Source organism: Caldimonas sp. KR1-144, from assembly GCF_049446155.1.
In the GTDB taxonomy this organism is placed as follows: domain Bacteria; phylum Pseudomonadota; class Gammaproteobacteria; order Burkholderiales; family Burkholderiaceae_C; genus Rivibacter.
In genome coordinates, this window is the sequence record NZ_JBMSEE010000003.1 from 76,121 (window position 1) to 103,044 (window position 26,924).

Annotated in this window: 25 protein-coding genes; 9 read left to right on the forward strand and 16 right to left on the reverse strand. The window is 70.3% G+C overall.

Features of this window, described 5'->3' with window-relative positions; genetic code table 11:
* Window positions 1-719: 719 nt before the first annotated feature.
* A complete protein-coding gene (gene urtB / locus ACO2TI_RS08315) occupies window positions 720-2,309 on the reverse strand; it encodes an urea ABC transporter permease subunit UrtB (protein WP_423283470.1) in 1,590 nt (529 codons plus the stop codon).
* A gap of 106 nt (window positions 2,310-2,415) precedes the next feature.
* A complete protein-coding gene (gene urtA, locus ACO2TI_RS08320; RefSeq protein WP_423283472.1) occupies window positions 2,416-3,693 on the reverse strand; it encodes an urea ABC transporter substrate-binding protein in 1,278 nt (425 codons plus the stop codon).
* Window positions 3,694-3,922: 229 nt separating this feature from the next.
* Between urtA and ACO2TI_RS08325 the strand changes: the two genes are divergently transcribed.
* Window positions 3,923-4,996 (forward strand): diguanylate cyclase, encoded by a 1,074-nt coding sequence (locus tag ACO2TI_RS08325; RefSeq protein ID WP_423283474.1) that lies wholly within the window; start codon window positions 3,923-3,925, stop codon window positions 4,994-4,996.
* A 57-nt stretch (window positions 4,997-5,053) separates the two neighbouring features.
* Here ACO2TI_RS08325 and ACO2TI_RS08330 read toward each other — a convergent pair whose 3' ends face one another.
* Window positions 5,054-6,034 carry a response regulator gene (locus ACO2TI_RS08330; protein WP_423283476.1) on the reverse strand — a complete coding sequence of 327 codons (981 nt, stop codon included), beginning with the start codon at window positions 6,032-6,034 and terminating at the stop codon, window positions 5,054-5,056.
* On the reverse strand, window positions 6,034-9,456 hold the full coding sequence (locus ACO2TI_RS08335) for an ATP-binding protein (RefSeq protein ID WP_423283478.1): 3,423 nt from the start codon (window positions 9,454-9,456) through the stop codon (window positions 6,034-6,036). Before ACO2TI_RS08335 ends, ACO2TI_RS08330 begins: the two co-directional genes overlap by 1 nt.
* A 178-nt stretch (window positions 9,457-9,634) precedes the next feature.
* Here ACO2TI_RS08335 and ACO2TI_RS08340 point away from each other — a divergent pair, with 178 nt between their 5' ends.
* The 4 genes from ACO2TI_RS08340 to ureC are packed head-to-tail and all read left to right on the forward strand — an operon-like array spanning window position 9,635 to window position 12,275.
* Window positions 9,635-9,937, forward strand: coding sequence for an urease subunit gamma (locus ACO2TI_RS08340; RefSeq protein ID WP_423283480.1), 303 nt, complete (start codon window positions 9,635-9,637; stop codon window positions 9,935-9,937).
* A gap of 45 nt (window positions 9,938-9,982) precedes the next feature.
* Entirely contained in the window at window positions 9,983-10,246 is a 264-nt protein-coding gene (locus ACO2TI_RS08345) for a HupE/UreJ family protein (RefSeq protein ID WP_423283482.1), read from the forward strand.
* Window positions 10,243-10,551, forward strand: a complete 309-nt coding sequence (locus tag ACO2TI_RS08350) for an urease subunit beta (protein ID WP_423283484.1) — start codon at window positions 10,243-10,245, stop codon at window positions 10,549-10,551. Before ACO2TI_RS08345 ends, ACO2TI_RS08350 begins: the two co-directional genes overlap by 4 nt.
* Window positions 10,548-12,275 (forward strand): urease subunit alpha, encoded by a 1,728-nt coding sequence (gene ureC / locus ACO2TI_RS08355; protein ID WP_423283486.1) that lies wholly within the window; start codon window positions 10,548-10,550, stop codon window positions 12,273-12,275. The genes ACO2TI_RS08350 and ureC overlap by 4 nt, the downstream gene beginning before the upstream one ends.
* Here ureC and ACO2TI_RS08360 read toward each other — a convergent pair.
* Complete coding sequence (locus ACO2TI_RS08360; protein ID WP_423283488.1) at window positions 12,260-12,649, reverse strand: type II toxin-antitoxin system death-on-curing family toxin; 390 nt, start codon at window positions 12,647-12,649, stop codon at window positions 12,260-12,262. The genes ureC and ACO2TI_RS08360 overlap by 16 nt on opposite strands.
* Complete coding sequence (locus ACO2TI_RS08365; RefSeq protein WP_423283490.1) at window positions 12,646-12,870, reverse strand: AbrB/MazE/SpoVT family DNA-binding domain-containing protein; 225 nt, start codon at window positions 12,868-12,870, stop codon at window positions 12,646-12,648. The genes ACO2TI_RS08360 and ACO2TI_RS08365 overlap by 4 nt, the downstream gene beginning before the upstream one ends.
* A gap of 66 nt (window positions 12,871-12,936) precedes the next feature.
* Here ACO2TI_RS08365 and ureE point away from each other — a divergent pair, with 66 nt between their 5' ends.
* The 4 genes from ureE to ureG all read left to right on the forward strand — a co-directional run bounded on the left by ureE (window position 12,937) and on the right by ureG (window position 15,923).
* The gene (gene ureE, locus ACO2TI_RS08370) at window positions 12,937-13,509 is read left to right on the forward strand and encodes an urease accessory protein UreE (protein WP_423283492.1); all 573 of its coding nucleotides are present in this window, start codon (window positions 12,937-12,939) and stop codon (window positions 13,507-13,509) included.
* Between the two features lie 12 nt (window positions 13,510-13,521).
* Complete coding sequence (locus ACO2TI_RS08375) at window positions 13,522-14,223, forward strand: urease accessory protein UreF (protein WP_423283494.1); 702 nt, start codon at window positions 13,522-13,524, stop codon at window positions 14,221-14,223.
* A gap of 117 nt (window positions 14,224-14,340) precedes the next feature.
* Window positions 14,341-15,201 carry an intradiol ring-cleavage dioxygenase gene (locus ACO2TI_RS08380; RefSeq protein ID WP_423283496.1) on the forward strand — a complete coding sequence of 287 codons (861 nt, stop codon included), beginning with the start codon at window positions 14,341-14,343 and terminating at the stop codon, window positions 15,199-15,201.
* A 68-nt stretch (window positions 15,202-15,269) separates the two neighbouring features.
* The gene (ureG, locus tag ACO2TI_RS08385; protein ID WP_423283498.1) at window positions 15,270-15,923 is read left to right on the forward strand and encodes an urease accessory protein UreG; all 654 of its coding nucleotides are present in this window, start codon (window positions 15,270-15,272) and stop codon (window positions 15,921-15,923) included.
* Here the strand turns inward: ureG and ACO2TI_RS08390 are convergent.
* From ACO2TI_RS08390 to ACO2TI_RS08435, 10 genes are all read right to left on the reverse strand, one after another.
* Window positions 15,892-16,062 (reverse strand): hypothetical protein, encoded by a 171-nt coding sequence (locus tag ACO2TI_RS08390; protein WP_423283500.1) that lies wholly within the window; start codon window positions 16,060-16,062, stop codon window positions 15,892-15,894. The two genes, ureG and ACO2TI_RS08390, sit on opposite strands and share 32 nt — an antisense overlap.
* A gap of 11 nt (window positions 16,063-16,073) precedes the next feature.
* Complete coding sequence (feoB, locus tag ACO2TI_RS08395; protein ID WP_423283502.1) at window positions 16,074-17,978, reverse strand: ferrous iron transporter B; 1,905 nt, start codon at window positions 17,976-17,978, stop codon at window positions 16,074-16,076.
* Window positions 17,975-18,235 (reverse strand): FeoA family protein, encoded by a 261-nt coding sequence (locus ACO2TI_RS08400; RefSeq protein WP_423283504.1) that lies wholly within the window; start codon window positions 18,233-18,235, stop codon window positions 17,975-17,977. The genes feoB and ACO2TI_RS08400 overlap by 4 nt, the downstream gene beginning before the upstream one ends.
* A gap of 47 nt (window positions 18,236-18,282) precedes the next feature.
* Window positions 18,283-20,454 carry a TonB-dependent siderophore receptor gene (locus ACO2TI_RS08405; protein WP_423283506.1) on the reverse strand — a complete coding sequence of 724 codons (2,172 nt, stop codon included), beginning with the start codon at window positions 20,452-20,454 and terminating at the stop codon, window positions 18,283-18,285.
* Between the two features lie 25 nt (window positions 20,455-20,479).
* Window positions 20,480-22,636, reverse strand: a complete 2,157-nt coding sequence (locus ACO2TI_RS08410) for a TonB-dependent siderophore receptor (RefSeq protein WP_423283508.1) — start codon at window positions 22,634-22,636, stop codon at window positions 20,480-20,482.
* Between the two features lie 30 nt (window positions 22,637-22,666).
* Window positions 22,667-23,881 (reverse strand): PepSY-associated TM helix domain-containing protein, encoded by a 1,215-nt coding sequence (locus tag ACO2TI_RS08415; RefSeq protein WP_423283510.1) that lies wholly within the window; start codon window positions 23,879-23,881, stop codon window positions 22,667-22,669.
* A 4-nt stretch (window positions 23,882-23,885) separates the two neighbouring features.
* Window positions 23,886-24,251 (reverse strand): hypothetical protein, encoded by a 366-nt coding sequence (locus tag ACO2TI_RS08420; protein WP_423283512.1) that lies wholly within the window; start codon window positions 24,249-24,251, stop codon window positions 23,886-23,888.
* Window positions 24,252-24,374: 123 nt separating this feature from the next.
* Window positions 24,375-25,121 carry an HAD family hydrolase gene (locus ACO2TI_RS08425; protein WP_423283514.1) on the reverse strand — a complete coding sequence of 249 codons (747 nt, stop codon included), beginning with the start codon at window positions 25,119-25,121 and terminating at the stop codon, window positions 24,375-24,377.
* Window positions 25,118-26,182 carry a class II fructose-bisphosphate aldolase gene (fba, locus tag ACO2TI_RS08430; protein ID WP_423283516.1) on the reverse strand — a complete coding sequence of 355 codons (1,065 nt, stop codon included), beginning with the start codon at window positions 26,180-26,182 and terminating at the stop codon, window positions 25,118-25,120. Before fba ends, ACO2TI_RS08425 begins: the two co-directional genes overlap by 4 nt.
* 29 nt (window positions 26,183-26,211) lie before the next feature.
* Window positions 26,212-26,904 carry a phosphoglycolate phosphatase gene (locus ACO2TI_RS08435; protein ID WP_423283518.1) on the reverse strand — a complete coding sequence of 231 codons (693 nt, stop codon included), beginning with the start codon at window positions 26,902-26,904 and terminating at the stop codon, window positions 26,212-26,214.
* Window positions 26,905-26,924: the final 20 nt, after the last annotated feature.

The following is a 26,924-nucleotide window of genomic DNA, read 5'->3' on the forward strand; positions in this document are numbered from 1 at the left end:
TGGCTCGATTCCTTTTGTGATGTCGTGTCGAGGCGTCCCTGCGGGGGGCTGAAACTGCCCCTGCGGGGCAGGGCCGGGATTTCGCCCCGGCGGGCGACCTACTTTCTTTGCTTCGCCAAAGAAAGTAGGCAAAGAAAGGCGACCCCCGCTCAGGCGCCCGGCTGCGCCGGGTGCCCTGCGGTGCTCGCGAAGCGGGCGCGCCGCGTAACTCGCTACGCGCCCTGCGGGCGCTGCGCTCGAACAGACGCGTCGAGTCAGTTCACGATGCGCGCTGCGCGCGCCGCCCGCTTCGCTGCGCTCCTCGGCGCCTTCGAGGGGGCCCCCAACGTCAGCAATACACCCCGCGCGTGGGGTTGGCTGTTGGGGTTGGGTTTTGCATTTGCAGTTGCTGTTGGGGCCCCCTAGGAGGCGCCGAGGAGCGCAGTGGAAGGGGCGGCGCGCGCCAGCGCGCTTCAACCTCAAACTCGCCGCGACTGTTCGAGCGCACGAACGCAGTGAGTGCAGCGAGTTAAGCGGCGCGCCCCTGGAGCGAGCACCGCAGGGCACCCGCGGCAACGCCGCGGGCGCCGGATCGGGGGTCGCCTTTTCTTTGCCTACTTTCTTTTGGCGAAGCAAAAGAAAGTAGGTCGCCCGCCGGGGCGAAATCCCGGCCCTGCCCCGCAGGGGCAGCTTCAGCCCCCCGCAGAGCGGCATCTCACCGGCAGAGGCAAGGAACAACCTCATGCCTCCGCACTCCGCCCCTTCACCGCAAACAACCCCTGCGGCCGCTTCTGAATGAAGACCACGATGAACACCAGCACCATGATCTTCGCGAGCACCGCCCCCGCCCATCCTTCGAGCAGCTTGTTCACCACCCCCAGCCCCATCGCCGCATACACGGTGCCCGCGAGCTGGCCCACGCCGCCCAGCACCACCACCATGAACGAGTCGACGATGTAGCCCTGCCCCAGGTCCGGCCCCACGTTGCCGACCTGGCTCAAGGCGCAGCCCGCCACGCCCGCGATGCCTGCGCCGAGCGCGAACGCCAGCGTGTCGGTGCGCGCGGTGTGCACGCCCAGGCACGCGGCCATCGGCCGGTTCTGCGTCACGCCGCGCACGAACAGCCCCAGCCGCGTGCGCGCGATCAGCAGCGACATGCCAACGAGCACGAAGCCCGCGAACACGAGGATCGCGATGCGGTTGTAGGGCAGCGTCAGGTTGCTCGCGACCGCGACGCCGCCCGACAGCCAGGCCGGGTTCTCGACCGGCACGTTCTGCGCGCCGAACAGCGAGCGCACGAGCTGGATCAGCACCAGGCTGATGCCCCAGGTCGCCAGCAGCGTCTCGAGCGGGCGGCCGTAGAGAAAGCGGATCACGCCGCGCTCGAGCACCGCGCCCACCGCCGCCGAGACGGCAAACGAGACCGGCACCGCGACGAGCAGGTACCAGTCGAATGCGTCCGGCAGCCAGGCGCGAAACAGGTTCTGCACCAAGTAGGTGGCGTAGGCGCCGATCATCATCAGCTCGCCGTGCGCCATGTTGATCACGCCCATCAGGCCGTAGGTGATCGCCAGGCCCAACGCCGCGAGCATCAGGATCGAGCCGAGCGACAGGCCCGAGAACAGCACGCCGGCACGCTCGCCCCAGGCGAGCTTGGCGCTGATCGCGTCGAGCGAAGACCGCGCCGCGGCGCGCACCGCCGCATCGGCCTCGCCGCCCTCGGCCGCCGGCTTGAGCCGCTCTGACAGCAGGTTGCGCGTGGCCGGATCGGCGCGCGTGCCCAGCGCCTTGGCGGCTTCGAGGCGCTTGGCGGCATCGGATGAGGAGATCAGCACGGCCGCGCGCAGCAGCTCGAGTTCCGACTTCAGCGACGCATCCGTCTCGGCCGCGAGCGCGCGCTCGATCAGCGGCAGCCTGGATTCGTCGGCGCCCTCGCGCAGCGAGGCGATGGCGGCACGCCGCGTGGCGGCATCGGGGTCGCGCAGCTTGCCCGCTGCCAGCGCAGCTTCGAGCGCACCTCGCATCCGGTTGTTGTTGGTCACGTCCTCGGCGTCGTCGGGCAGCGCCACAGCGGCAGCACTCGCGGCATCGACGGCCTTGCCGTCGCGGACGATGTAGACCTTGTCGCCAGCGACCTTGACTTCGTCGTCGAGCAGGGCTTGCAAGAACCTCGCGAGCGAGGCGTCCCCCGTCGCCGCCGCGGCGTTCAGCGCGGCGATGCGGGCATCGTTGTCACCGACCGCCATCGCTTTCGCGTCGGCCTGGCTCAAAGCGTGAGCGAAGCCAGAGGCGATCAGCAGGAACGCGGCCAAGAAGAACCGTTGCAACATGCTGGCATGCATTGCTCCCTCTCCCTGCGGGAGAGGGTGGGGGTGAGGGCGCCGACCCGCCGGCCCTCACCCTAGCCCTCTCCCACAGGGAGAGGGGACTCTGTGCTTACTTCGCGGCGACCACGGGTTCGTCCTTCTTGCCCTTGTTCTCGGGAATGAACGGGCTCCACGGCTGCGCCTTCACCGGACCCGGCGTCTTCCACACGACGTTGAACTGGCCATCGGCCTTCACCTCGCCGATGAACACCGGCTTGTGAAGGTGATGGTTCTTGGCGTCCATCGTGCTGGTGAAGCCGCCCGGCGCCTTGAAGGTCTGGCCGGCCATCGCGGCGATGACCTTGTCGGTGTCGGTGCTCTTGGCCTTCTCGACCGCCTGCGCCCACATGTGGATGCCGATGTAGGTGGCTTCCATCGGGTCGTTGGTCAGCGGCTTGTCCTTGTGGCCCGGGATGCCCTTGGCCTTCGCGTACGCCGCCCACTTCTTGGTGAACTCGGCGTTGGCCGGGTTCTTGACCGACATGAAGTAGTTCCAGGCCGCGAGGTGGCCGACCAGCGGCTTGGTGTCGACGCCGCGCAGCTCCTCTTCGCCGACCGAGAAGGCCACCACCGGCACGTCGGTCGCCTTCAGGCCCTGGTTGCCGAGCTCCTTGTAGAACGGCACGTTGGAGTCGCCGTTGATCGTCGAGACCACCGCGGTCTTCTTGCCCTCGGACGAGAACTTCTTGATCTTGGCGATGATGGTCTGGTAGTCGCTGTGGCCGAACGGGGTGTACTCCTCCATGATGTCGGCATCGGCGATGCCCTTGCTGTGGAGGAAGGCGCGCAGGATCTTGTTGGTGGTGCGCGGGTAGACGTAGTCGGTGCCCAGCAGCACGAAGCGCTTGGCCGAGCCACCGTCCTTGCTCATCAGGTACTCGACCGCCGGGATGGCCTGCTGGTTGGGCGCAGCACCGGTGTAGAAGACGTTCTTGCTGAGCTCCTCGCCCTCGTACTGCACCGGATAGAACAGCAGCGAGTTGGTCTCCTCGAACACCGGCAGCACCGACTTGCGGCTCACCGAGGTCCAGCAGCCGAACACCACGGCCACCTTGTCCTGCGTGATCAGCTGCTTGGCCTTCTCGGCGAACAGCGGCCAGTTCGACGCCGGGTCCACCACCACCGGCTCGAGCTTCTTGCCCATCACGCCGCCCTTGGCGTTGATCTCGTCGATCGTCATCAGCACCGTGTCCTTGAGCACGGTCTCCGAGATCGCCATCGTGCCCGACAGCGAGTGCAGCACGCCGACCTTGATGGTGTCGGCCGCGTGCGCGGCGGTGATGCCGAGCGCGGCGAGCGCGGCGGCGGCGAGCGATTGGACGGCGAAGGCGCGACGACTGGCTTGCATGGGTTTCCCCTCCGTTTGAGAGACGACGAACTGGACCGGGCCAGTGTCCGAAGCGCGGCGCGAGCGTGAAATACGACAGATGTCGTAGTCGCGCAGGCCGCCCGCCTGACGGCCGTCAAGCCAGCCGCATGAAACGGCAGCCTCGGCCGGCGCCGGCACTGCCAACAATGCGCGAACGGCACGCCGGCCTCTGGTGGACGGCGGCCCGCAGTCCCGAGCGATGGCCAGCATGGATCCCGTTCCTCCCGATGCCAACCCGACGAATGCCGCGCGCGGACGCGGCCTCGTGCGCCGCATCCATGGCCCGCGCGTGGTCGGTCTGGGCCTGGGCAGCGCGGCGGTCGCCTCGGCGCTGCTGCAGGTCGGCACGTCCGACTGGGCCTGGGCCCTGCTCGCCTTCAACGGCCTGCTGTGGCCCCACGTCGCGCTGCACTGGGCGCTGCGCAGCCCGGCGCCGTTCGCGGCCGAGCACCGCAACGTGCTGATCGACTCGGCGTTCGGCGGCTTCTGGGTGCCGGCCATGGGCTTCAACGTGCTGCCCAGCGTGCTGATCATCACGATGCTGACGCTCGACAACGTCGGCGTCGGCGGCCCGAAGCTGATGGCGCGCGGGCTCGTCGCGCAGCTGCTCGGCGCCGCCGTGGGCTTCGCGGTGCTCGACGCCGGCTGGCAGCCGACGGCGACGCTGGCGACCATCCTGGCCTGCCTGCCCTTCCTGGTGGTCTATCCGCTGACGATCGGCTACATCACCTGGCGCCTCGCGCAGCGGCTGTCGCGCCAGAAGCGCGAGCTGGAGTGGCTGACGCGGCGCGACGCGTTGAGCGGCGTGTTCGGCCGCGCCTACTTCGACCAGCGCGTCGAGGAGGAGTTTTCGCTCGGCCAGCGCCATCGTCGCCCGGCCGCGCTGATCCTGGCCGATGTCGACCACTTCAAGCAGATCAACGACCGCCTCGGCCACACCGCCGGCGACGACGTCGTGCGCGAGCTCGGCCAGCGCCTGCGCGAATGCGTGCGCCAGAGCGACGTGCTGGCGCGCTACGGCGGCGACGAGTTCGCGATCCTGATGCCCGGCTCGTCGCAGCAGGAGGCGGTCGCGCTGGCGCAGCGCATCCGCGTGGCGCTGCGCTGCGGCGAACCGACGGTGACACTGAGCTTCGGCATCGCGGCGCTCGAGCCCGGCATCGCCACCCCGCGCCAATGGGTCGAGCGCGCCGACGAGGCGCTGTACCGCGTCAAGCGCGGCAGCCGCGACGACTGGGCCGTGTTCTCGCGGCCGGCTGCGGCCTCGCACGCCGCGGCATAGACTGCCTCTCCCGCTCGCGGGAGAGGCAGCCAAGGGCGCATGCGAAGAGCGCCTGTCTCAAGCCCGACGCTCTCGACCCTTGGCGGCCAGCGCCAGGTTCGCCGCCGCGGTGCGCGTCTCGACGCCGAGCTTGGCGAACACGTGCTCGAGGTGCTTGGTGATCGTGCGCGGGCTGGTGCCGAGGATGTCGCCGATGTCGCGGTTGGTCTTGCCCTGCGCGACCCAGTGCAGCACCTCGGCCTCGCGCGCGGTGAGCTTGAAGGCCAGCGCGAGGCTTTCGATCGTCGCGCGGTCGTTGCTCTCGCTGAGCACGACCAGCCATTCGTCGTCGCCGGTGCTTTCATGCAGCGCGAAGCTGACACGCCGGCCGTCGCGCGCGAGCAGCAGCGCCTGGCGCGGCTGGCCGGTGGCGGCCAGCACCGCCTGCGCCTGCAGCCAGTCGGTCAGCGCCTCGTTGAGGCAGGCGCCGCGCGGCGGACCGGCGTCTTGCGTGGCCTCGAGCGCCTGCAGCAGCTCGCGCGCCAGCGGCGTTTGCCACAGCAAGCGGCCATCGCTCGCGCGCACCGTGATCACCGCATGGCCGAAGGCGTCGAGCGCGTTGCGCGCCTGGCGCGCCTGGCGCGCGCCGCGCACGTGCACCGCGATGCGCGCGATCACCTCGCGCGGGCGGATCGGCTTGGTCACGTAGTCGACGCCGCCTGCTTCGTATGCCGCGACCACGTGCTCGGTCTCGGCCAGGCCGGTCATGAAGACGATCGGAATGTGCGCGGTGGCCGGCTGGGCCTTGAGCCTTCGCGCGACCTCGAAACCGTCGAGGCCGGGCATCACCGCGTCGAGCAGCACCACGTCGGGCCGCGCGGCCAGTGCGCGCTCGAGCGCGGCCTCGCCGCTGGTGGCCACGAGCACGGTGTAGCCGGATTCGTCGAGCGCGTCGTGCAGCAGCGCGACGTTGTCGGGCACGTCGTCGACGATCAGCACGACATCGCCGCCGGCGCCCAGCGGCGAGGCGGCGTTCGTGGCATCGGCGGCGGACGGCATCACGAGACGGCCTCGCTTGGCGCGTCGGCGGCCAGCAGCGCGCGCAGCGCGTCGAACTCGAAGCGCTGCGCCAACGCGCGCGCCTGCGCCGCCCAGGCGGCGGCCTCGGGCTGGGCTTGCGCGATCGCGTCGAGCTCGACCAGCAGGCCGCGCAGGTAGCCCAGGCGCGCAAACTCATCGAGCCGCGCGCGGCGCTCGCGCGCCGCGGCCGGCAAGCCGACCGGCAGCGCGGGCACCGGCGCATCGGGCGTCGCGGTTCGCGGCGCCGCCAGACGGCGGGCCAGCCAGTCGAGCAGTTCGGCCATGCGCACCGGCTTGACGAAGAAGTCGGCCGGCGTGATGCCGACATCGTTGTCGAGCGCGCGATCGAAGGCGTTGGCCGAGACGATGGCCACCGGCGCGCCCGACCAGCCCTCGGCGCGGATGCGGCGGATCGTCGCCCAGCCGTCGAGGCCGGGCATCGCGAGGTCCATCAGGATCGCGTCGGGCCGCGCGCCCTGCGCCAGCAGCGCGAGCGCGGCTTCGCCCGAGGCCGCCTGCAGCACCGTCACGCCCATCGGCTCGAGCACGCTGGCGGCGAGCTGACGGTCGGCCTCCTCGTTGTCGACCACCAGCACGCTGCGCCCGCGCAGGCGCGCGTCGCAGTCGGCGGGCCGGCGCGGCGCGTGTACCGCGGGCGTGGCAGTCTCGGCGCGCGCCTGCGGCAGGAAGAGGCGGATCGCGAACGCGGTGCCGACGCCCGGCGTGCTGCGCACCGTCATCTCGCCGCCCATTAGCTCGGTCAGCATCTTGGCGATCGTCAGGCCCAGGCCGGTGCCGCCGGCGCCGGCGGCCGAGCGGCCGCGTTCGAAGGGCTCGAACACGCGCGCGAGCTCGTCGGCCGGCATGCCGGGGCCGGTGTCCTCGATCTCGATGCGCGCGATCTCGCGCGCCCAGCGCACGCGAAACACCACCTCGCCGCGCTGCGTGAACTTGACCGCGTTGCCCAGCAGGTTGATGAGGATCTGGCGCAGCCTTCGCTCGTCGGCGCGCACGACCTCGGGTGCGTCGATCTCGTGGCGAAAGCGCAGGCCGCGCGAATGCGCCTGCAGCTCGAACATGCGCGCGATCTCGGCCAGCAGATCGCGAAAGCGTACCGGCCGCTGCTCGAGCGCGAGCTTGCCGCCTTCGATGCGCGCGAGGTCGAGCGAATCCTCGATCAGGCTGAGCAGGTGGTCGCCGCCGCGGCGGATCACGCGCACCGCCTGCGCGCGCGCCGGCGGCATCGACTCGTCTTCCTCCAGCAGCTGCGCGTAGCCCAGGATGCTGTTGAGCGGCGTGCGCAGCTCGTGGCTGATCGCGGTGATGTAGCGGCTCTTCGCGCGGTTGGCGCGATCGGCCGCGCGCTTGGCCTGCTGCAGCTGCGCGTCGGTGCGGCGGTGCGACTCGATCTCCTGGCGCAGCGCCTGCGTCTGGCGGTTCGACTCCGCTTGAGCGACCTGGCGGCTCTTGTGCGTGAGCACCAGCCACCAGGTCACCGTGCCGGCCACCAGCAGCAGCGCGGCAAAGGCCTTGAGGAAGCCCAACTTGAGCGCGGGCGCCAGGAGCTGCGCCTGCTCGCCGAGCTGGCGCAGCTCCTGGTGGTACATCAGCGCGAACAGCCCGGCGAGCCCGGGCACGACGAAGATCATCACCAGCAGGTAGTGGCCCAGGCCGGTGTCGAGATAGGGCCCGATCGCGCGCGGCAGCAGGCGGCGCAGCAGCGCCGACCACTGCGCGGGCAGCTTGGCCTCGTCGGGCTTGCACAGGTCTTCGCAGCGCGCGTCGAGCGAGCAGCACAGCGAGCAGATCGGCCCGCCGTAGGCCGGGCAGGCGGCCATGTCCTCGCGCTCGTACTCGCGCTCGCAGATCACGCAGCGGCGCTGCGGGCGCAGGGGCGAGCCGTCGTCGAGTGCCGGCTCGGGCGTGCGCGCGAGGTAGTAGCGACCGCGCGTGGCCCAGGCGATCAGCGGCGCGCAGACGAAGGCAGTCACCATCGCGATCGCCGCCGACCAGGCCTGCGCCACGGGCCCCAGCGCGCCGAGGTGCGCGGTGATCGAGAGCACCGAGGCGATGCCCATCGCGCCGACGCCGACCGGGTTCACGTCATACAGATGCGCGCGCTTGAACTCGATGCCCTTGGGCGACAGGCCCAGCGGCTTGTTGACCACCAGGTCGGCCACCACGGCCATGATCCAGGCGATGGCCACGTTGCCGTACAGGCCCAGCACGCTGCCGATGGCCTGGAACACGTCGAGCTCCATCAGCATCAGCGCGATCGCGGTGTTGAACACCACCCACACCACGCGCCCCGGATGGCTGTGGGTGAGCCGCGCGAAGAAGTTGCTCCACGCCAGCGAGCCGGCGTAGGCGTTGGTGACGTTGATCTTGAGCTGCGAGATCACGACGAACAGCGCCGTCGCGGCGACCGCCCAGCCGTAGTTCGGAAACACGTGCTCCCAGGCCGCGAGGTACATTTGGTTGGGGTCGACCGCGCGGTCTGCGGGCACCATGTGCGTGATCGCCAGCCAGGCGAGCAAGGTGCCGCCCAGCATCTTGAGCACGCCGGGAATCACCCAGCCCGGCCCGCCGACGAACACCGCGGCCCACCAGCGCCAGCGGTTGTCGCGCGTGCGCTCGGGCATGAAGCGCAGGTAGTCGGCCTGCTCGCCCATCTGCGTGATCAGCGCGATGCCCACCGTGGTGGCGGCACCGAAGTTCAGCCACGAGAACTGAGTGATGCCGTGCTCGCCGCCGTAGGCCGCGAGGCCTTGCAGCGCGTTCGGGTTCTCGGCGAAGACGTAGACGTAAGGCGTCACCAGCATCGCGAGCCACAGCGGCTGCGTCCACACCTGCAGCCGGCTGATCGCGGTGACGCCGTGCGTGACGAGCGGAATCACGACCAGCGCGCAGATCACGTAGCCCCAGGCGGGCGGGATGTCGAACGCGAGCTCGAGCGCATAGGCCATCACCGCCGCTTCGAGCGCGAAGAAGATGAAGGTGAAGCTCGCGTAGAGCAGCGAGGTGACCGTGGAGCCGATGTAGCCGAAGCCGGCGCCGCGCGTGAGCAGGTCCATGTCGACGCCGTGGCGCGCGGCGTAGGCGCTGATCGGCAGGCCGGCGAGCAGGATCACGAGGCCGGTGGCCAGGATGGCGAGTGCGGCGTTGGCGAAGCCGTGCTGCACCATCAGCGTGGCGCCCACCGCCTCGAGCACCAGGAACGAGGCCGCGCCGCCGAGCGCGGTGTTGGCCACGCGCGCGTTCGACCACTTGCGAAACGACCGCGGCGTGAAGCGCAGCGCGTAGTCCTCCAGCGTCTCGCGCGCGACCCAGCTGTTGTAGTCGCGGCGCAGCTTGATGACGCGCTGGGGGGCGTCGTGGGGGGTGGGCTGGGCGGCGGACATCTCGAGGACGCATCAAGAAACGCACCAGCTCCACCCTGCCCTCACCCCGGCCCTCTCCCGCCTGCGGGAGAGGGAGTCGCTCCCTATCGCTCCCTCGCCCCCGCAGGGGGAGAGGGTTGGGGTGAGGGGCGAACTCGCCAGAATCCCATGGCATCCATCCTGCAAAGAGCCCCGCCCCATGGACCTGACCCCGCGCGAGAAGGACAAGCTGCTCATCTTCACCGCCGCGCTGCTCGCCGAGCGGCGCAAGGCACGCGGCCTGAAGCTCAACCATCCGGAAGCCGTCGCGCTGATCACGGCCGAGATCCTGGAAGGCGCGCGCGACGGCCGCACCGTGGCCGAGCTGATGAGCGCCGGCCAGCACGTGCTCACCCGCGCCGACGTGATGGAGGGCGTGGCCGAGATGATTCCCGAGATCCAGGTCGAGGCCACCTTTCCCGATGGCACCAAGCTGGTGACCGTGCACCAACCCATTGCATGAGATCGTGCGCCCCACCGCGAGCCGCACCAATATGAGGAGACTCAGATGACCCGACGCCTGATCACGACCGTCGCGCTCGCCGCGTCGCCGACGGCGCTGCTGGCTCACGGCGGCGCCGACGGTGGTGCGCACCACCTTATCGAGACCGCGCTCGGCCATCCGTTCTCCGAGACCGAACACCTGCTCGCGATGCTGGCCGTGGGCGTGGTGGTCGCGCTGGTCGCGTGGCGCGTCGTGGCTGCCGTGCGCCGATCGCGGCGCGAGGCGCAACAGCGCGCGCAGGCCGAGGCCGGGAGCCGGGGTCGATGATCCCCGGCGAACTGATCCCGGCCGACGGCCCCGACCACCCGCTCGTGCCCGGACGCCGCACGCTGAGCCTGGTGGTCGAGAACCGCGGCGACCGGCCGGTCCAGGTCGGCTCGCACTATCACTTTGCCGAGACCAACCCGGCGCTGGCCTTCGATCGCGCGGCCGCGCGGGGCATGCGCCTGGCGATCGCCTCGGGCACCGCGGTGCGCTTCGAGCCCGGCCAGCAGCGCACCGTGACGCTGGTCGACTACGCCGGCGGCCGCGAGGTCTGGGGCTTTCGCGGCGACGTGCAAGGAACACTATGAGCAGCATCGGACGGCGCGCCTATGCCGAGATGTACGGCCCCACGGTCGGCGACCGCGTGCGCCTGGCCGACACGGGCCTCGTGATCGAGGTCGAGGCCGACCACACGCTGAAAGCCGGCGGCTACGGCGAGGAAGTGAAGTTCGGCGGCGGCAAGACCATCCGCGACGGCATGGGCCAAAGCCAGGTGCCCAACGGCCCCGGCGCGCACGAGGCGGTCGACTGCGTGATCACCAACGCGCTGATCGTCGACCACTGGGGCATCGTCAAGGCCGACATCGGCATCCGCGGCCAGCGCATCGCGGCGATCGGCAAGGCCGGCAACCCCGACGTGCAGCCGGGCGTGGACATCGTCATCGGCCCGGGCACCGAGGTCATCGCCGGCGAAGGGATGATCGTCACCGCCGGCGGCATCGACAGCCACATCCACTTCATCTGCCCGCAGCAGATCGAAGAAGCGCTGATGTCGGGCGTGACCACGATGCTCGGCGGCGGCACCGGTCCCGCGACCGGCACCTTCGCGACCACCTGCACGCCGGGGCCGGAGAACATCGCGCAGATGCTGCGCGCGGCCGATTCGTTCCCGATGAACATCGGCTTTCTCGGCAAGGGCAACGCGAGCCGGCCCGAAGCCTTGCGCCAGCAGATCGAGGCCGGCGCGATCGGCCTGAAGCTGCACGAGGACTGGGGCACCACGCCCTCGGCGATCGACCAGTGCCTGGCGGTCGCCGACGAGACCGACACCCAGGTCTCGATCCACAGCGACACGCTCAACGAGAGCGGCTTCGTCGAGGACACGATCGCGGCCACCAAGGGCCGCACGCTGTGCGCCTTTCACACCGAAGGCGCGGGCGGCGGCCATGCGCCGGACATCCTGCGCGTGGTCGGCGAGGCGAACTTTCTGCCCTCGTCGACCAACCCGACGATGCCCTACACCGCCAACACGGTCGACGAGCACCTCGACATGCTGATGGTGTGCCACCACCTCGACGCGTCGATCGCCGAGGATCTGGCGTTCGCCGAAAGCCGCATCCGCCGCGAGACCATCGCCGCGGAGGACGTGCTGCACGACCTCGGCGCGATCAGCATGATGAGCAGCGACAGCCAGGCGATGGGCCGCGTCGGCGAAGTGATCATCCGCACCTGGCAGACCGCGCACAAGATGAAGGCGCAGCGCGGCGCGCTCGATGGCGACAGCGAGCGCAACGACAACACGCGCGTCAAGCGCTACGTCGCCAAGTACACGATCAACCCGGCGATCGCCAACGGCATCGCGCACGAAGTGGGCAGCATCGAGGTCGGCAAGTGGGCCGACCTGGTGCTGTGGCGCCCGGCCTTCTTCGGCGTGAAGCCGACGCTGATCCTCAAGGGCGGCTTCATCGCCGCGGCGCTGATGGGCGACGCCAACGCCAGCATCCCGACGCCGCAACCGGTGCACTACCGGCCGATGTTCGGCAGCTTCGGCGGCGCGCTGGGGCGGTCTTCATTGACCTTCGTGAGCCAAGCCGCGCTGGCCGGCGGCGCGGCCGAGAGCTATGGCCTGCGCAAGCGCCTGGCCGCCGTGAAGGGCTGCCGCACGGTGAGAAAGGCCGACATGGTCCACAACGCCTGGCTGCCCACGATGCAGATCGACGCACAGACCTACGAGGTGCGCGCCGACGGGCAGCTCCTGAGCTGCGAGCCGGCGAAGGTGCTGCCGATGGCGCAGCGCTACTTTCTCTTCTGAATGTGGCTGCGGATCCAGGCGGCGAAGGCGGGCTCGTCGAGTTCGCCGGCGGCGACGGCCAGCATCGTGAGCGTTGCATCCGCCTGGGTTGCGACCAGTCGATACCCGTTGAGGATCAGGAACATACCGACCGCCAGAAAGGCGGCGCGCTTGTTGCCGTCGACGAACGCATGGTTCTTGGCGAGGCCGATCCCGTAGGCCGCGGCAAGCTCGGCGACGTCGGGGTCCCCGTAGGCGACGAGGTTCTGCGGTCGAGCCAGTGCAGACTCGAGCAGGCCCTCGTCGCGCAGTCCCGGCGCGCCGCCGTGCTCGGCAAGGCTCTCGTCGTGCAGGAGTTCGAGCGCCGCCCGCTCGACCCAGACCCAGCGACTCACTTGGCCAACTGGTGGAAGGTGTCGCGAAACTCGCGCATGAACTCGCGTCCGGCCTTGAGCTGCTCTTCGAGCGACGGGTCATACGGCGTCAGCGTGACCCCGTTCGCGGCTTCCGTCAGGAAGACGGTGTCGCCCTTCTCCACCTTGAGCCGCGCCAGCACCTCCTTGGGCAGGATGACACCGACGGAGTTGCCGATCTGGGTGAGCTTGAGGGCGGTCATGGTGACTCCCAAGACGTTATAACGATCGTTATACTAGCTCGAATTTCTGTGCTTCGCCAGCCTGCCATGCTGACCATCAACAAGCTCATCCCCCGCGGCCAGGGCCTTGCTGCCGCGCTGCTCAAGCGCGCCGCGAGCGTCGAACTCGACTGGGACACGCGGCAGAAGAGCCGCTTCGATGCCACCGACTCGCAGGGCCGCCGGCTTGGCGTGTTCCTCGCGCGCGGCAGCGTGGTGCGCGGCGGCGACGTGCTGGTGGCCGAGGACGGCTCGCTGGTGCGCGTGATCGCCGCGGCGCAGCCGGTGCTGGTGGTGCGCGCCTGCGCCGAGCACGGCTCGCCGTTCGACCTGACGCGCGCGGCCTACCACCTCGGCAACCGCCACGTCGCGCTGGAACTCAAGCCCGACCACCTCAAGCTCGAGCCCGACCACGTGCTGGCCGACATGCTGCGCGCGATGCACCTGATCGTGCGCGAAGAGCAGGCCGCGTTCGAGCCCGAGGGCGGCGCGTATTCGGCGGAGGCGCAGGGCCACGGCCATCATCATCACGACCACGACCACGGTCACCATCACGGTCACGAGCATCACGGCCACGACCACGGCCATCACGCCCACCACCACGGTCAACACGACCACTGATGCCGGCCGCCGATGACTGAGGCGAACGCCCGACCCGCGCTGCTCTCGCTGCTGTGGCTCGCCTCGCCGGCGCTTCCGGTCGGCGGCTTCAGCTACTCGGAAGGCCTCGAGGCCGCGGTCGAGGCCGGCATGGCGGACAGCGAGGCCGGCGTGCGCGACTGGCTCGTCGACCAGCTCCAGCTCGGCCTCGCGAGCAGCGAGCTGCCGGTCGTGGCCGAGACCATCGAGGCCGCGCGCCGCGGCGATACGGCACGCGTGCTCGCGCTCGACGCCTGGGTCCGCGCGACGCGCGAAAGCGCCGAGTTCGCGCTGCAGGCGCAGCAGATGGGCCGCTCGATCGCCGACTGGCTCTCGCAGCGCGCGCCCGCCGAAGCGACGCTGGCGCTGCTCGATGCCTTGCATCGTGCGCCCACCTGGCCCGTCGGGTGGGCGCTTGCGGCCGCCAGCGGCGACGCCTCGCTCGACGATGCGTTGGCGGCCTACGCCTTCGCGTGGTCCGAGAACGCGGTGCAGGCCGCGGTGAAGGCCGTGCCGCTGGGCCAGAGCGCCGGGCAGCGCGTGCTGCAGGCGCTGGTGGCCGCGGTGCCGGCGGCGGTCGCGCAGGCCCGCGCCGTCGCGGCACGCGGCGATGACGCGCGCCAGGCCTTCCTGCCCGGCCTCGCGGTGCAAAGCGCGCGCCACGAGACGCAGTACTCGCGGCTGTTTCGCTCCTGACGGATCGAGCCTCGCTCGCCCCTCGCTCACGCTCGGCAATGGGCCGGCAACGTGCGAGCAATGCGGTCTCGCCAGACTGGCGCTTCACATTGTCAAGCGCACCTGGAGGGCGGACCCATGCACCACGATCACGATCTCGGACTTCAGCACGACCTGCGGCTGATCCTCGCGCGCCGCCAGGCGCTGCGCTGGCTTGGCGGCGCCGGCGTCGCCTCCCTGGGTATGGGCGCCCTGATCGGCTGCGGCGGGGGCGCGGGCGACGGCGATTCGCTGTCGGGTTCGAGCACCGACAGCAGCGGCACAACGACCACCTCAACATCGTCGTCGAGCACCTGCAGCCTGATCCCCGAGGAGACCGCGGGCCCCTACCCCGGCGACGGCTCGAACACCAGCAACGGCAGCATCGCGAACGCGCTGGCGCTGTCGGGCATCGTTCGCAGCGACATCCGCTCGAGCATCGCCGGCGCCACCGGCACGGCCACCGGCGTCGCGCTGACGGTGACGCTCAACCTCGTGAACACCAACGCGAGCTGCGCGTCGCTCGAAGGCTACGCGGTCTACCTGTGGCACTGCGACGCGCTCGGCCGTTACTCGATGTACTCGAGCGGCGTCACCGGCGAGAACTACCTGCGCGGCGTGCAGGTGAGCGACGCCAACGGCCAACTCATGTTCACGACCATCTTCCCCGGCTGCTACAGCGGGCGCTGGCCGCACATCCACTTCGAGGTCTATCGCAGCGCGACCACCGCGACCAGCTTCAGCAACAAGCTGCGCACCTCGCAACTGGCGCTGCCGGAGTCGGCCTGCGACGCCGTCTACGCGCAGTCGGGCTATACCGGCAGCGCGTCCAATCTGAGCCAGATGTCGCTGTCCACCGACAACGTCTTTTCCGACGGCTCGAGCCTGCAGCTGGCCGACGTGAGCGGCAGCGTGAGCAGCGGCTACGCGGCGACGCTGGAGGTCGGGATCTCGGTCTGAGCCCGACGGCTCCCTCTCCCGCAGCGGGAGAGGGAGCCTGAGTGCGGGCCGTGAGGCATCATTCGCAGATGACTTTGCATTCCATTCCCGGCCGCACCAAGAAGCTTCCTCCGCTGCGCGTGGGCGTCGGCGGCCCCGTCGGTTCCGGCAAGACCACCCTGGTCGAGATGCTATGCAAGACCATGCGCGAGCGCTGGGACCTGGTGGTCGTGACCAACGACATCTACACCAAGGAAGACCAGCGGCTGCTCACCGTCGCCGGTGCGCTGGAGCCCGAGCGCATCGTCGGCGTCGAGACCGGCGGCTGCCCGCACACCGCGATCCGCGAGGACGCCTCGATCAACCTTGAGGCGGTGGACCGCATGCTCGAGAAGTTTCCGAATGCCGACATCGTCTTCATCGAAAGCGGCGGCGACAACCTCGCGGCCACCTTCAGCCCCGAACTCAGCGACCTGACGATCTACGTGATCGACGTCGCCGCCGGCGAGAAGATCCCGCGCAAGGGCGGGCCCGGCATCACGAAGAGCGATCTCTTCGTGATCAACAAGACCGACCTCGCGCCGCACGTGGGCGCCGATCTCGCGGTGATGGAAGCCGACACGCGCCGCATGCGCCCGGCGCACGCGAGCAGCCGGCCCTACGTGATGACCAACCTCAAGACCCGCGAGGGGCTGGCCGAGGTGGTGCGCTTCATCGAAACGCGCGGGCTGCTGACGGCTTAGCGGCATCGCAGCCGCTGCAGCCGCCGCCACAGGCCGCGCCCTTGCCGCCGCCCTTTCCGTAGCGCCCACGCGGCGCGAGCTGGCGCCACGTGAACCAGGCCGCCGCCGCAACGATCGGGAACACGAGCCAGTCGAGCATCGCGATCTCCTTCAGCCCGCGCCGAGCGCGAGCGCGACGCGGTAGGTGACGAACGAGGCCGCGTAGGCCAGGCCGAACAGGTAGGCCGCCATCACCAGCGGCGCGCGCCAGCCGCCGGTCTCGCGCTTGACGGTGGCCAGCGTCGACAGGCATTGCGGCGCGAACACGTACCACGCCATCAACGACAGCGCGGTCGCAAGGCTCCAGCCCTGCTGGATCAGCGGCGTCAACGCGCCCGCCGTGTCGTCGCCGGTGGCCGACAGCGCGTAGACCGTGCCCAGCGCCGAGACCGCGACCTCGCGCGCCGCGAGGCCGGGCACCAGGGCGATCGAGATCTGCCAGTTGAAGCCGATCGGCTCGAAGATCACCGCCAGCCAGCGGCCCAGCGTGCCGGCGAAGCTGTACTCGATCGGCGCGCCGGTCGCGCCCTCGGGCGGCGCCGGAAAGCTGGCGAGGAACCAGAGGATCACGGTCAGCGCGAGGATGATGCCGCCCACGCGCTTGAGAAAGATCTCGGCGCGCTGCGTGAGCCCGATGCCGACGTTGCGCAGCGTCGGCCAGTGGTAGCTGGGCAGCTCCATCATCAGCGGGCGCACCTCGCGGCCCGCGGCCGTGAAGCGCTTGAGCACCCAGGCGACGAGGCAGGCGCTGACCACGGCCGCGACGTAGAGCCCGAACAGCACCAGGCCCTGCAGTTCGAATGCGCCCAGCACCTCTCGCTGCGGAATGAAGGCGCCGATCAGCAGCGCATAGACCGGCAGCCGCGCCGAGCAGGTCATCAGCGGCGCCAGCATGATGGTCACGAGCCGATCGCGCGCGTTCGGGATGGTGCGCGTGGCCATGATGCCGGGGATCGCGCAGGCAAAGCTCGACAGCAGCGGGATGAACGAGCGCCCCGTGAGCCCCACGCCGCCCATCAGCCGGTCGAGCAGAAAGGCCGCACGCGGCAGATAGCCCGACTCCTCGAGCACGAGGATGAAGAAGAACAGGATCAGGATCTGCGGCAGGAACACCAGCACGCCGCCGACGCCCGCGACGATGCCGTCGACCAGCAGGCTGCGCAGCAGGCCTTCCGGCAGCGCGGCGCCGAGCCATTCGCCCACCGCCGCGGTGGCGGCCTCGATCCAGCCCATCGGCGCTTCGGCCCAGGCGAACACGGCCTGGAACATCAGGAACAGCACCGCGGCGAGCAGCAGCGGGCCGATCACCGGATGCAGCACGACGCGGTCGATGCGCTCGCTCGGCTCGTGCGGCAGCACCGCATCGAGGCCCAGACGCTGCAGCATCGCGCGCACGCGCTCGTGGTCGGCGAAGGGATCGTTGCTCGGCGCGCTGCCGTCGTGCGCGGCGGGCGCCGGCTGCGCCGCTTGCCAGATGCTCGCGTCGTCCAGCAGGCCGCGCAGCGACTGCGCGCCGTCGCCGCGCACCGCGACGGTCGGCACCACCGGCACGCCGAGTTCGCGCGCGAGCGCGGCGGCATCGATCTTCAGGCCGCGCCGCTCGGCGAGATCGGTCATGTTGAGCGCGACCACGCACGGCAGGCCGAGCCGGCGCACGGCGAGCACCAGCCGCAGGTTGCGTCGCAGGTTGGTCGCGTCGACCACGCACACCACCAGCTCGGGCCGCGTCTCGCCGGCGGCCTGGCCGGCCAGCACGTCGACCGTGACCTGCTCGTCGGGCGAGCGCGGGTGCAGGCTGTAGGCGCCGGGCAGATCGAGCACGCGCAGGCGGCGCCCGCCCGGCGTTTCGAAGCGGCCCTCCTTGCGCTCGACGGTGACGCCGGCGTAGTTGGCGACCTTCTGCCGGCTGCCGGTCAACAGGTTGAACAGCGCGGTCTTGCCGCAGTTGGGATTGCCGACCAGGGCGACCATCGGCAGGCCGGCCGCGGGTTGAAAGTGCAGGACCTGATCACTCATCGCGCGCTGCCCCGGTCGTCCACCTGCACACCGACGCAGGCCGCCTCGGCACGCCGCAGCGCAAAACTCGACAGCCCGATCTGCACCGCCAGCGGATCGCCACCGAACGGTCCGCGCGCCGTGACCATCACGCGTTCGCCCGCCAGGAAGCCCAGCTCGGCCAGGCGCTCGGCCCATTCGGGCGAGGTCCCGGCCGCGTCGATGCGCGTCACCCGCATGGGGACACCCACGGCCGCTTGATCAAGGGTGGATTGCATCCCCTGATTCTAATTGCGAATGATTTTCGTTTGCCTGTCAGGTGCGTTCAGTACTTCCAGCTCAAGGTCACGCTGCCGCTACGCGGCGCCGCGTAGTAGCTCTGGGCCCACAGCAGGCTGGTGAGCAGCTTGCGATCGGTGACGTTGTAGAGATTGGCCGTGAGGCTCCAGTGCGCGTCGATCTCGTAGCGCGCCATGAGGTCGAGCACCGCGACGCCGCCCTGCCGCGTGACGATGGTCGGATCGCCCGTCGTCGCGTCGCGCGACTGCACGCGGTAGAAGTCCGACTGCGCCTTGACGCTCGCGCCGAGCTTGAGGCCGGGCAGCGCGGCAACGCGATACGCCGTCGACAGGCGCAGCGTCTTGCGCGGCACGTAGGTGCGCACGGCCTCGCCGTCGTCGCCCTCGATGCGCATCTGCGTGTAGCCGGCGCTGACGTCCCAGTCGCGGCCGATGCGCCCGGCAAGGTCGAGCTCGAAGCCGGTCGAGGTGGCGTTCACGCCGCGGTACAGCGAATGGCCGTTCTGGAAGTCGGCGTACTCGGCCGTGTTGTCCTGCTTGGTGCGAAACACCGCGAGCGAGCCGTTGAGCTGCTTGTCGAACCACTCGCCCTTGACGCCGGCCTCGACGTTGCTGCCCTCGATCGGGTCGATCACGCCGCCGTTGAGGTCGAGCTGGTGCTGCGGGTTGAAGATGCGCGTCGCGCTCGCATAGGCCGAGTAGTCGGCCGCGAAGTCCCACACCGCGCCGACGAAGGGCGTGGTCTTGGTGATGCCGTAGTCGTGGTCCACGCCGTACTGCAAGCCGGTGCTGGTGACGCGCGTGACATTGGCGCCGGTGAACAGCTTGAAGTCGTCGGCGAGGTTGAAGCGCGCCGCGCCGTAGAAGCTCTTGCGGCGGTCGTGGAAGTCGGCGCTGCCGGTGATGCCTTCGTCGAAGGCCGGGCGAGGGTAGCTGCCGGCAAGCACCTCGTCCTCGCTCAGCTCGACCAGGCCGACCTCGTCGTCGCTGGAGTGCAGCGCGCTGTCGCTGCGCGCCCAGTTGACGCCCAGCACCAGCTCGTGGCGGCGCCCGCCGAGCGTGAACGGCCCGGTGACATGCGCATCGGCGATCCACTGCTTCTCGACGTGACCGTACTTGGACGGATAGCCGAACAGGCCGCCGGTCGTGTCGTTCGGCGTGCCGTAGACGTAGAACAGTTCGGCGTTGGAGCCCAGCTCGCGGCGCGTCAGCGAGAACTTCGCCTGCCAGCCGCCGCCGAGCTGCTGCGCGAGCTCGGCGAAGGTCTGGCGGTCGTCGGTGGTCCAGTAGGTCCAGTCGGGCGCGGTGCTGGCCGAGACGTCGTAGTTCGTCGCCGCACCCGTGCTGTCGAACATCGGCAACGCGCCCCACATCACGCCGCGCGGCTTGTTGTGCTGCTGCGAATGGCCCACGGTGAGCAGCGTGTCGCTCGCGAGGTCGGCCTCGACGATGCCCGAGAAGACGTGCTTCTTCAGCGAGTAGCGATCGAGGTAGCTGTCGCTCTTCTCGGCCGCGGCGACGAAGCGCCCGCGCACGCTGCCTGACTCGTTGAGCGCGCCGGACACATCGCCTTCGAGGCGGCGCTGGTTCCACGAGCCCAGCGTCAACGCGGCCTGCGCCTGGAACGGGCCGGTCGGGCGCTTGCGCACGAAGTTCACCGTGGCCGACGGGTTGCCGGTCGACGACATCAGGCCGTTGGCGCCGCGCAGCACCTCGACGCGGTCATAGATGGCGGTGTCGATGTCGCCGAGCTGGTCGCCGGTGGCGAACGGCAAACCGATGCCGTCGAGCTGGAAGTTCGAGACCTCGAAGCCGCGCACCGAGAAGTAACTGCGGCCCGGCTCCACGCGCTCGACGTTGACGCCGGTCACGCTGGAGAGCAGGTCGTTGGCGTTGCGCAGGCCCTGGTCCTCGATCTGCGTGCGCGTGACGACGCTGATCGACTGCGGCGTCTCGCGTTGCGAGAGATCGAGCTTGGTCGCGGTGTTGGCCGAGCGCACGCCGTAGGTGCCGGTCTTCTCGCTCGGCATCTCGCCGGGGCGCGAGCCGTCGACGCGCACGACCGGCAGCACGGCCTCGGGCGCCGACGCGGCTTCGGCCGGCGCGGCAGCGGTGTTCGATTGGGCAAAGGCAGCGGCACTGCACAGCGCCAGGGGCGCGAGCAGGCCGCCGCGCGAGGCGGCGGTGAATGGCTTCATGAGCGTCGAGTGAGAAGGAAGGAAGTCAGAACCGGTAGGTCGCCGTCAGCACGACGTTGCGCCGCGCACCCCACCAGCAGTCGCCGCGGCTCAGGCAGGTGGCGACGTAGACCTTGTCGGTCAGGTTGTTGACGTTGAGGGCGTAGCGCCACTGCGCGCTCTCCCACGCGAACATCGCGTCGAGCAGCGCGACCGAGGGCACCTCGGGCGCCGCGCCGTCGGTGAACGCGCTCATCCAGCGCACGCCGGCGCCGGCCGAGAAGCCGCCCAGGCCAGCCAGCGCAAAGCGCCACTTGCCCCACACCGCAGCCTGGTGCTCGGGCACGGCCTCGAGCGCCTCGTCGATGTCGGTGACGTTGTAGTGGGCGATCAGGTCGGCCGGGCCGAACGAGGCCTTGGCCGCCAGCTCCACGCCGCGCGTCTTGGTCTCGCCGATCTGCGAGTACAGGCTGGTGGTCATGTCCTGCACGAGCTGGTTCTTCTCGCGCAGGTCGTAGACGGCCGCGTGCAGCACCAGGTCCATGCCGCGCGGCTCGTAGCGCACGCCGGCCTCCCACTGCTTGCCGCGCAGCGGATCGAAGCGCTGGCTGCCGATGCTGGCCACCGGCGAGAACGACTCGCTGTAGCTCAGGTAGGGCGAGACGCCGTTGTCGGCCAGGTACATCAGGCCGGCGCGCTTGGTGGTGGCGCTCGAGCGCTCGTCAGGCGCGCCTTCGGTGCTGTTGCGCGCGCGGTCGTGGCGCAGGCCGGCGACGACGACCCAGTGCTCGCCGAACTTCATCTGGTCCTGCAGGTACAGGCCGCTCTGGCGCATCGTCGACTTGGGGTCGTCGCTCATCTCGGGCGCGACGAAGTTGCCGTAGATCGGCGCATAGGCGTCGATCACCGGCACGTTGGTGCTCGCGCACCAGGTCGGGTCGTAGTACTCGGGGCAGCCGAGACCGGACTTGCGGTTCTGGCGGTAGTGCACGAGGTCCAGGCCCGCGAGCAGCTGGTGCCGGACCGCCCCGGTGCGCACTTCGCCTTGCAGGTTCTGGTCGGCACTGGCCATGCGCACCTTGGTCAGCGTGGCGTCGGCGAAGCGGCCGAACAGGCGCTGGCCGACCGGGTCGCCGGCCCAGCCGCCGGGCAGCGTGAACGAGTCGCCGTAGTGGCTGCGGTAGTCGACCTCGTTGTTCGAGAAGCGCGTGTTCTGGCGCAGCGTCCAGCCGCTGCCGAAGCGGTGCTCGAACAGCCAGCCCAGCGTCTGGCGCTCGGAGTCGTAGCGGTCCCAGTCGGGCTCGCCGATGAAGCGGTCGGTCGGCAGCTGGCCGTTGGGGTTGGACGTGAGCACGCCGGCCCACGGGAAGAACTGCGAGGTCGAACCCGACTTGTCCTTCTGGTAGAGCGCCTGCAGCGTGAGCGAGGTGTCGGCGCTGGGGCGCCAGGTCAGCGAGGGCGCGAACACGACGCGATCGTCGCGCACGTGGTCGACCTGCGTGTCGGCGTCGCGCAGCACGGTGACGAGGCGGTAGAGCCATTCGCCGTCCGCGCTCAGCGGGCCGGTGAAGTCGGCCTGCAGCTGCTTGCGGTTCCAGCTGCCGACCTGCAGGCCGATCTCGTTTTGCGCGTCGGCCTGCGGGCGCTTGGAGACCATGTTGATCACGCCGCCGGTGCTGCCCTGACCGTAGAGCATCGCGGCCGGGCCGCGCAGCACCTCGATGCGTTCGAGCGTGTAGGGCTCGGTGCGCGCATTGCTCGTGTACCAGTTGAACAGCTTGCGCAGGCCGTCGAGGTACTCGTCGGGAGAGGCGCCGCGCACCCGTGTCGAGTCGGTGCGCGAGTCGAGGCCGTAGGCGTCGGAGCGCACGCCGGCTGCGTAGCCCAGTGCGTCCTGCAGGTTGGTGGCGCCCTGGTCGACGATCTGGTCGCGCGTGACCACGGTCACCGACTGCGGCGTCTCGGCAAGCGGCGTGTCGGTCTTGCTGGCGCTGGCCGCGCGCTTGGCGCGGTAGCCGATCACCGGACCGGTGGCGCTTTCCTGGTCGCCCTTCACGGTGACCGTCGGCAAAGTTGCGGCGGGCGCTTCGGCGGCGGGCTCGGCGGCGGTCTGCGCCTGCAGCGCCGCCGTGGGCGCGGCGCACAGCAGGGCGATCAGCGCAGCGCGTGTGATGGGTCGATGCGCGAGGTCGAGGCGGTTCATGTTCGTGTTCGTTCCTGCAGGCACGAAGGCTCAGGCCGGCGCACGCGGGCCCAGCGCCCGCTCTGGCGCGGCCTGCGCCCGCCGCGCGCGGCGCTTGCGCAGCCAGATCACGACGCCGGTCACCGACAGCGTCGCCACCGACAGGCCGAGCACGCTCATCAGCGCGCGGCCGGCCACGCCGGCGATGCGCCCCGAGTGCAACGGGAACTGCAGCTGCATGAAGAGATCGCCCGCACTGCCCTCGCCCGGCACGACCTCGCCGGCGGGGCGGCCGTCGAGCGCATCGAAATACAGCCATGGATTGCCGAGGCCGCCGTCGCCGTGGTCGTTGCCCGGCTCGAAGAAGCCGACGCCGTAGATGCCGAAGTCGGGCGAATAGAAGACGGCGCCGGCGGGCAAGGTCCAGCCGCGGCGCGAGGCCTCGTCCTTGGCGAGCGCGATGGCCTGCGCGAAGCCGAGCTTGGGCTCGACGGGCTGGTTCAGCGGCGCCGGCGCACGGCTGGCGAAAGGCGACGGGCTCAGCGTCGAAAACCACGAGACCACCGGGCGCGTGACCTCGTTGCCGAGGTTCATCGACACCGAGGTGATCGCGATGATCAGGAGCAGCGGCCACAGCCACACGCCGCCCGATCGGTGCGCGTCGAACACCAGCGGATAGCCGCCCTTGCGCCAGCGGAACGCGAACGACTTGCGCCACGCCGCGGGGCTCGGAAACGAGATCGCGAGCGCGATCGCGCAGTCGATCACCCAGCCGATCGCGATCAGGCCGAACAGCCAGACGCCGAGCCGGAAGGCGCCGAACTCCGGCAGGTGCAGGCTGTAGTGCAGCTTGTAGAGAAAGGGCAGCAGGTTCTCGCGGTCGAGCGAGATCGCGCCCCATTCGCGCCGGCCCTGGACCTCGCCGGTGGCCGGGTCGACCGCGACCTGGTTGTAGCCGGGCTCGAACAGCGCGCCGGTCTTCGGGTCCACGCGCGGCGCGACCGACATGCCCAGCGCATGGCCCGGCTCGACGTTGAGCGGCAGGTAGGTCACGCGCACACGCGCATCGGCCGCTTCCACCTGGGCCGCCAGCTCGAGGGTCGGCTTCGCAGGCCCCTCGCTGCGCGCCTCGAAGAACTGCGGGTTCAACCATCCGTCGAGCTCGTGGTCCCAGGAGATCACCGCGCCGGTGAGGCCGGCGACGAACAGGAAAGCCGCGGCAGCGAGGCCGAACCAGCGGTGAACGAGGACGAGGGCGCGGCGCATCGGCTCAGTGCAAGGTGGAGGAGGCCGGCGACGGGAACGCCGCCTCGCTCCCGATCGCCTCGGGCGCGCGCGGCGCCTGCTCGGGCGCGTCGCGCAGCGCCTGCCATTGCGCGGCGAGCTTGTGCGTCAGCGCGCGAAAGCACGCCGGCGCCTCGTCGTGCGCGGCGATGCGATCGAGGTTGGAGGCCGCTTTGGCGGCGATGAGCCGGCGCAGCGCGGCATCGCCCGCGTCCTGCGCATCGAGCTGGGCGAATCGCGTCGACAGCGCGAGCGTGCCGGCGATCAGCGCGATGACGCTGGGCGCTTGATCGGCCTCGGACTCGGCGTCGAGGGCCGCGGGCGTGGAAGGAGAGCAGCGGTCGAAAGCCATACCTGGTGCGCCGCGGGCGGGCGGCGATGGATCACAGGCTGGCTGGCGCGGCGCGACGTCCGGCTGGCTGCAGAAGCGGCCGGAGTGCGTCCGACCGAAATCAGATGTTAATGAGAATGACTTTCATTTGCAAGCGAACGCCGGCGAAGCGGCCTCGGCATGCCACTGCCGCAACGTTCCGAGCGCGCCCCAGCGCTCGATGACCGCGAGCGCTCCGTCGAACGACTCACCGCGCGCGTAGACGCTCGGCGACACCACGCAGGGCACGCCGGCGGCGCGCGCGGCCGCGAGGCCGTTGGCCGAGTCCTCGAGCGCGAGCGTTGCCTCGGGCGCGAGCTGCAGGCGCTCGAGCACCCAGCGGTAGATGTCGGGTGCCGGCTTCTTGGCGGCGACCACGTCGCCGGCGCCGATCACGTCGAACCAGCGAGACGCGTCCTCGCCCAGCGTATGGCGCAGCAGTGCGCTGACGTTGTCGGGCGTGGTCGTGGTGGCGATCGCGAGCCGCAGCCCGTCCGCGCGCGCCTCGTCGATCAGCCGCTCGATGCCGGGTCGCAGCCGCACCCGCCCGGCCGCCACCAGCGCCGTGTAGCGCAGCGTCTTGTCGGCATGCAGCGCCTTCACGCGTTCGGCCCGGCGCGCAACCTCCTTCGGCGTCGAGACCGGCTCGCGCTCCTGCCACCACGCGAGCATGCGCTCTTTGCCGCCGGTGATCGCGAGCAGGCGGCCATAGGTCTCGACGTCCCAGTGCCAGCCGAGGCCCGCAGCCTCGAACGCGGCGTTGAACGCGATGCGGTGGCCGTCGCGCTCGGTCTCGGCCAGCGTGCCGTCGACGTCGAACAGCAGAGCCTGCAGGGCCGGTGCTGCGCTCAATGGACGGTCGCCTTCAGCTCGCCGCGCGCGTAGCGCTGCGCCATGCGGTCCAGCGGAAGCGGCTTCAGGCGCGCGGCCTGCCCCGCGCAGCCGAAGGCCGCGAAGCGCTGCTCGCAGATGCCGCGCGCGGCCGCGGTGGCGGCCTTGAAGAAGGCGCGCGGGTCGAACTCGTCGGGCTTGTCGGCCATCAGCTTGCGCATCGCGCCGGTCATCGCGAGGCGGATGTCGGTGTCGATGTTGACCTTGCGCACGCCGTGGCGGATGCCCTCGACGATCTGCTCGACCGGCACGCCCCAGGTCTCGGCGATCTCGCCGCCGTGCTTGCGGATGATCGCCAGCCACTCCTGCGGCACGCTGGAGCTGCCATGCATCACGAGGTGGGTGTTGGGAATGCGCGCGTGGATCGCCTTGATGCGGTCGATCGCGAGGATGTCGCCGGTGGGCGGACGGGTGAACTTGTAGGCGCCGTGGCTGGTGCCGATGGCGATGGCCAGCGCATCGACGCCGGTGGCGGCAACGAAGGACGCCGCCTCGTCGGGGTCGGTCAGCAGCTGCGAGTGGTCGAGCGTGCCCGCCGCGCCGACGCCGTCTTCCTCGCCGGCCTGGCCGGTCTCGAGCGAGCCGAGGCAGCCGAGTTCGCCCTCGACCGACACGCCGACGGCATGCGCCATGTCGACCACGCGCTCGGTGACCGCGACGTTGTAGTCGTAGCTCGCGGGCGTCTTCATGTCTTCGAGCAGCGAGCCATCCATCATCACGCTCGAGAAGCCGCTGCGGATCGACTGCTGGCACACCGCCGGCGAGGCGCCGTGGTCCTGGTGCATGCACACCGGGATGTGCGGGTACTGCTCGACCGCCGCTTCGACCAGCTTGCGCAGGAAAGGCTCGCCGGCGTATTTGCGCGCGCCGGCCGAGGCCTGCAGGATCACCGGGCTGTCGGTCGCGTCGGCGGCCTGCATGATGGCGTGGATCTGCTCCATGTTGTTGATGTTGAACGCCGGCAGGCCATAGCCGTGTTCGGCGGCATGGTCGAGCAGTTGGCGCAGGGCGATGAGGGCCATGGTCTTGTCTCCGTCGTCTTGTGTTCGGTTCAGTCGATCAGGAGCAGCCGGCGCTCGGGCTGCTCGACCAGCTCGGCAAAGCTCTCGATCACGCGGTCGGGGCCGGCGCTTTGGATCGGGCGGCCGTGGTTGTAGCCATAGGGCACGGCCCAGCAGGCCACGCCGGCGGCGCGCGCGGTCTTGACGTCGATCTCCGAGTCGCCGACGAACACCGCCTGCGCGGCGCTCACCGAGAAGCGCTTGAGGCAGTGCGTGATCGGCATCGGGTCGGGCTTCTTGGCCGGCAGCGTGTCGCCGCAGACGACGAGCTGGAAGTAGTCGCGCAGGCCGTGGCGCTCGAGCAGCGGGAAGGCGAAGCGCTCTTCCTTGTTGGTGATCACCGCCAGCCGCGCGCCGCGGTCGCGCAGGCCGTCGAGCGCGGCCTCGACCTGCGGGTACACGCGGCTGCGCCGGCCGCAGTGCTCGAGGTAGTGCAGCGAGAACGCCGGCATCAGCGCATCCAGCGTGCCGTCGCCGCGCAGGATGTCGACCGCGCGGCCGCTCACGTGGGCCACCGCCTGCGCGAGCAGCTCGCGCGTGCCGTGGCCGATCCATTGGCGCACCAGCGCCTCGTCGACCTGCGGCAGCCGCGCCGAGGCGAGCAGCGCGTTGGTGGCGTCGGTGATCTCGGGCGCGGTGTCGACCAGCGTGCCGTCGAGGTCGAACAGGTACAGCGAATACATCGGGGTGAACTCCTGCGTCG

Excerpts from the sequence above, each read along its gene's own strand:
- ACO2TI_RS08325 (WP_423283474.1), top strand. The coding sequence starts at position 3,923 with ATGGATCCCGTTCCTCCCGATGCCAACCCGACGAATGCCGCGCGCGGA.
- ACO2TI_RS08420 (WP_423283512.1), bottom strand. The coding sequence starts at position 24,251 with ATGGCTTTCGACCGCTGCTCTCCTTCCACGCCCGCGGCCCTCGACGCC.
- ACO2TI_RS08350 (WP_423283484.1), top strand. The coding sequence starts at position 10,243 with ATGATCCCCGGCGAACTGATCCCGGCCGACGGCCCCGACCACCCGCTC.
- ACO2TI_RS08415 (WP_423283510.1), bottom strand. The coding sequence starts at position 23,881 with ATGCGCCGCGCCCTCGTCCTCGTTCACCGCTGGTTCGGCCTCGCTGCC.
- urtA (WP_423283472.1), bottom strand. The coding sequence starts at position 3,693 with ATGCAAGCCAGTCGTCGCGCCTTCGCCGTCCAATCGCTCGCCGCCGCC.
- ureE (WP_423283492.1), top strand. The coding sequence starts at position 12,937 with ATGCTGACCATCAACAAGCTCATCCCCCGCGGCCAGGGCCTTGCTGCC.
- urtB (WP_423283470.1), bottom strand. The coding sequence starts at position 2,309 with ATGTTGCAACGGTTCTTCTTGGCCGCGTTCCTGCTGATCGCCTCTGGC.
- ACO2TI_RS08330 (WP_423283476.1), bottom strand. The coding sequence starts at position 6,034 with ATGCCGTCCGCCGCCGATGCCACGAACGCCGCCTCGCCGCTGGGCGCC.
- ACO2TI_RS08340 (WP_423283480.1), top strand. The coding sequence starts at position 9,635 with ATGGACCTGACCCCGCGCGAGAAGGACAAGCTGCTCATCTTCACCGCC.
- ACO2TI_RS08345 (WP_423283482.1), top strand. The coding sequence starts at position 9,983 with ATGACCCGACGCCTGATCACGACCGTCGCGCTCGCCGCGTCGCCGACG.
- fba (WP_423283516.1), bottom strand. The coding sequence starts at position 26,182 with ATGGCCCTCATCGCCCTGCGCCAACTGCTCGACCATGCCGCCGAACAC.
- feoB (WP_423283502.1), bottom strand. The coding sequence starts at position 17,978 with ATGAGTGATCAGGTCCTGCACTTTCAACCCGCGGCCGGCCTGCCGATG.
- ACO2TI_RS08380 (WP_423283496.1), top strand. The coding sequence starts at position 14,341 with ATGCACCACGATCACGATCTCGGACTTCAGCACGACCTGCGGCTGATC.
- ureC (WP_423283486.1), top strand. The coding sequence starts at position 10,548 with ATGAGCAGCATCGGACGGCGCGCCTATGCCGAGATGTACGGCCCCACG.
- ACO2TI_RS08390 (WP_423283500.1), bottom strand. The coding sequence starts at position 16,062 with ATGCTCGACTGGCTCGTGTTCCCGATCGTTGCGGCGGCGGCCTGGTTC.
- ACO2TI_RS08335 (WP_423283478.1), bottom strand. The coding sequence starts at position 9,456 with ATGTCCGCCGCCCAGCCCACCCCCCACGACGCCCCCCAGCGCGTCATC.
- ACO2TI_RS08435 (WP_423283518.1), bottom strand. The coding sequence starts at position 26,904 with ATGTATTCGCTGTACCTGTTCGACCTCGACGGCACGCTGGTCGACACC.
- ACO2TI_RS08375 (WP_423283494.1), top strand. The coding sequence starts at position 13,522 with ATGACTGAGGCGAACGCCCGACCCGCGCTGCTCTCGCTGCTGTGGCTC.
- ureG (WP_423283498.1), top strand. The coding sequence starts at position 15,270 with ATGACTTTGCATTCCATTCCCGGCCGCACCAAGAAGCTTCCTCCGCTG.
- ACO2TI_RS08410 (WP_423283508.1), bottom strand. The coding sequence starts at position 22,636 with ATGAACCGCCTCGACCTCGCGCATCGACCCATCACACGCGCTGCGCTG.
- ACO2TI_RS08400 (WP_423283504.1), bottom strand. The coding sequence starts at position 18,235 with ATGCAATCCACCCTTGATCAAGCGGCCGTGGGTGTCCCCATGCGGGTG.
- ACO2TI_RS08405 (WP_423283506.1), bottom strand. The coding sequence starts at position 20,454 with ATGAAGCCATTCACCGCCGCCTCGCGCGGCGGCCTGCTCGCGCCCCTG.
- ACO2TI_RS08365 (WP_423283490.1), bottom strand. The coding sequence starts at position 12,870 with ATGACCGCCCTCAAGCTCACCCAGATCGGCAACTCCGTCGGTGTCATC.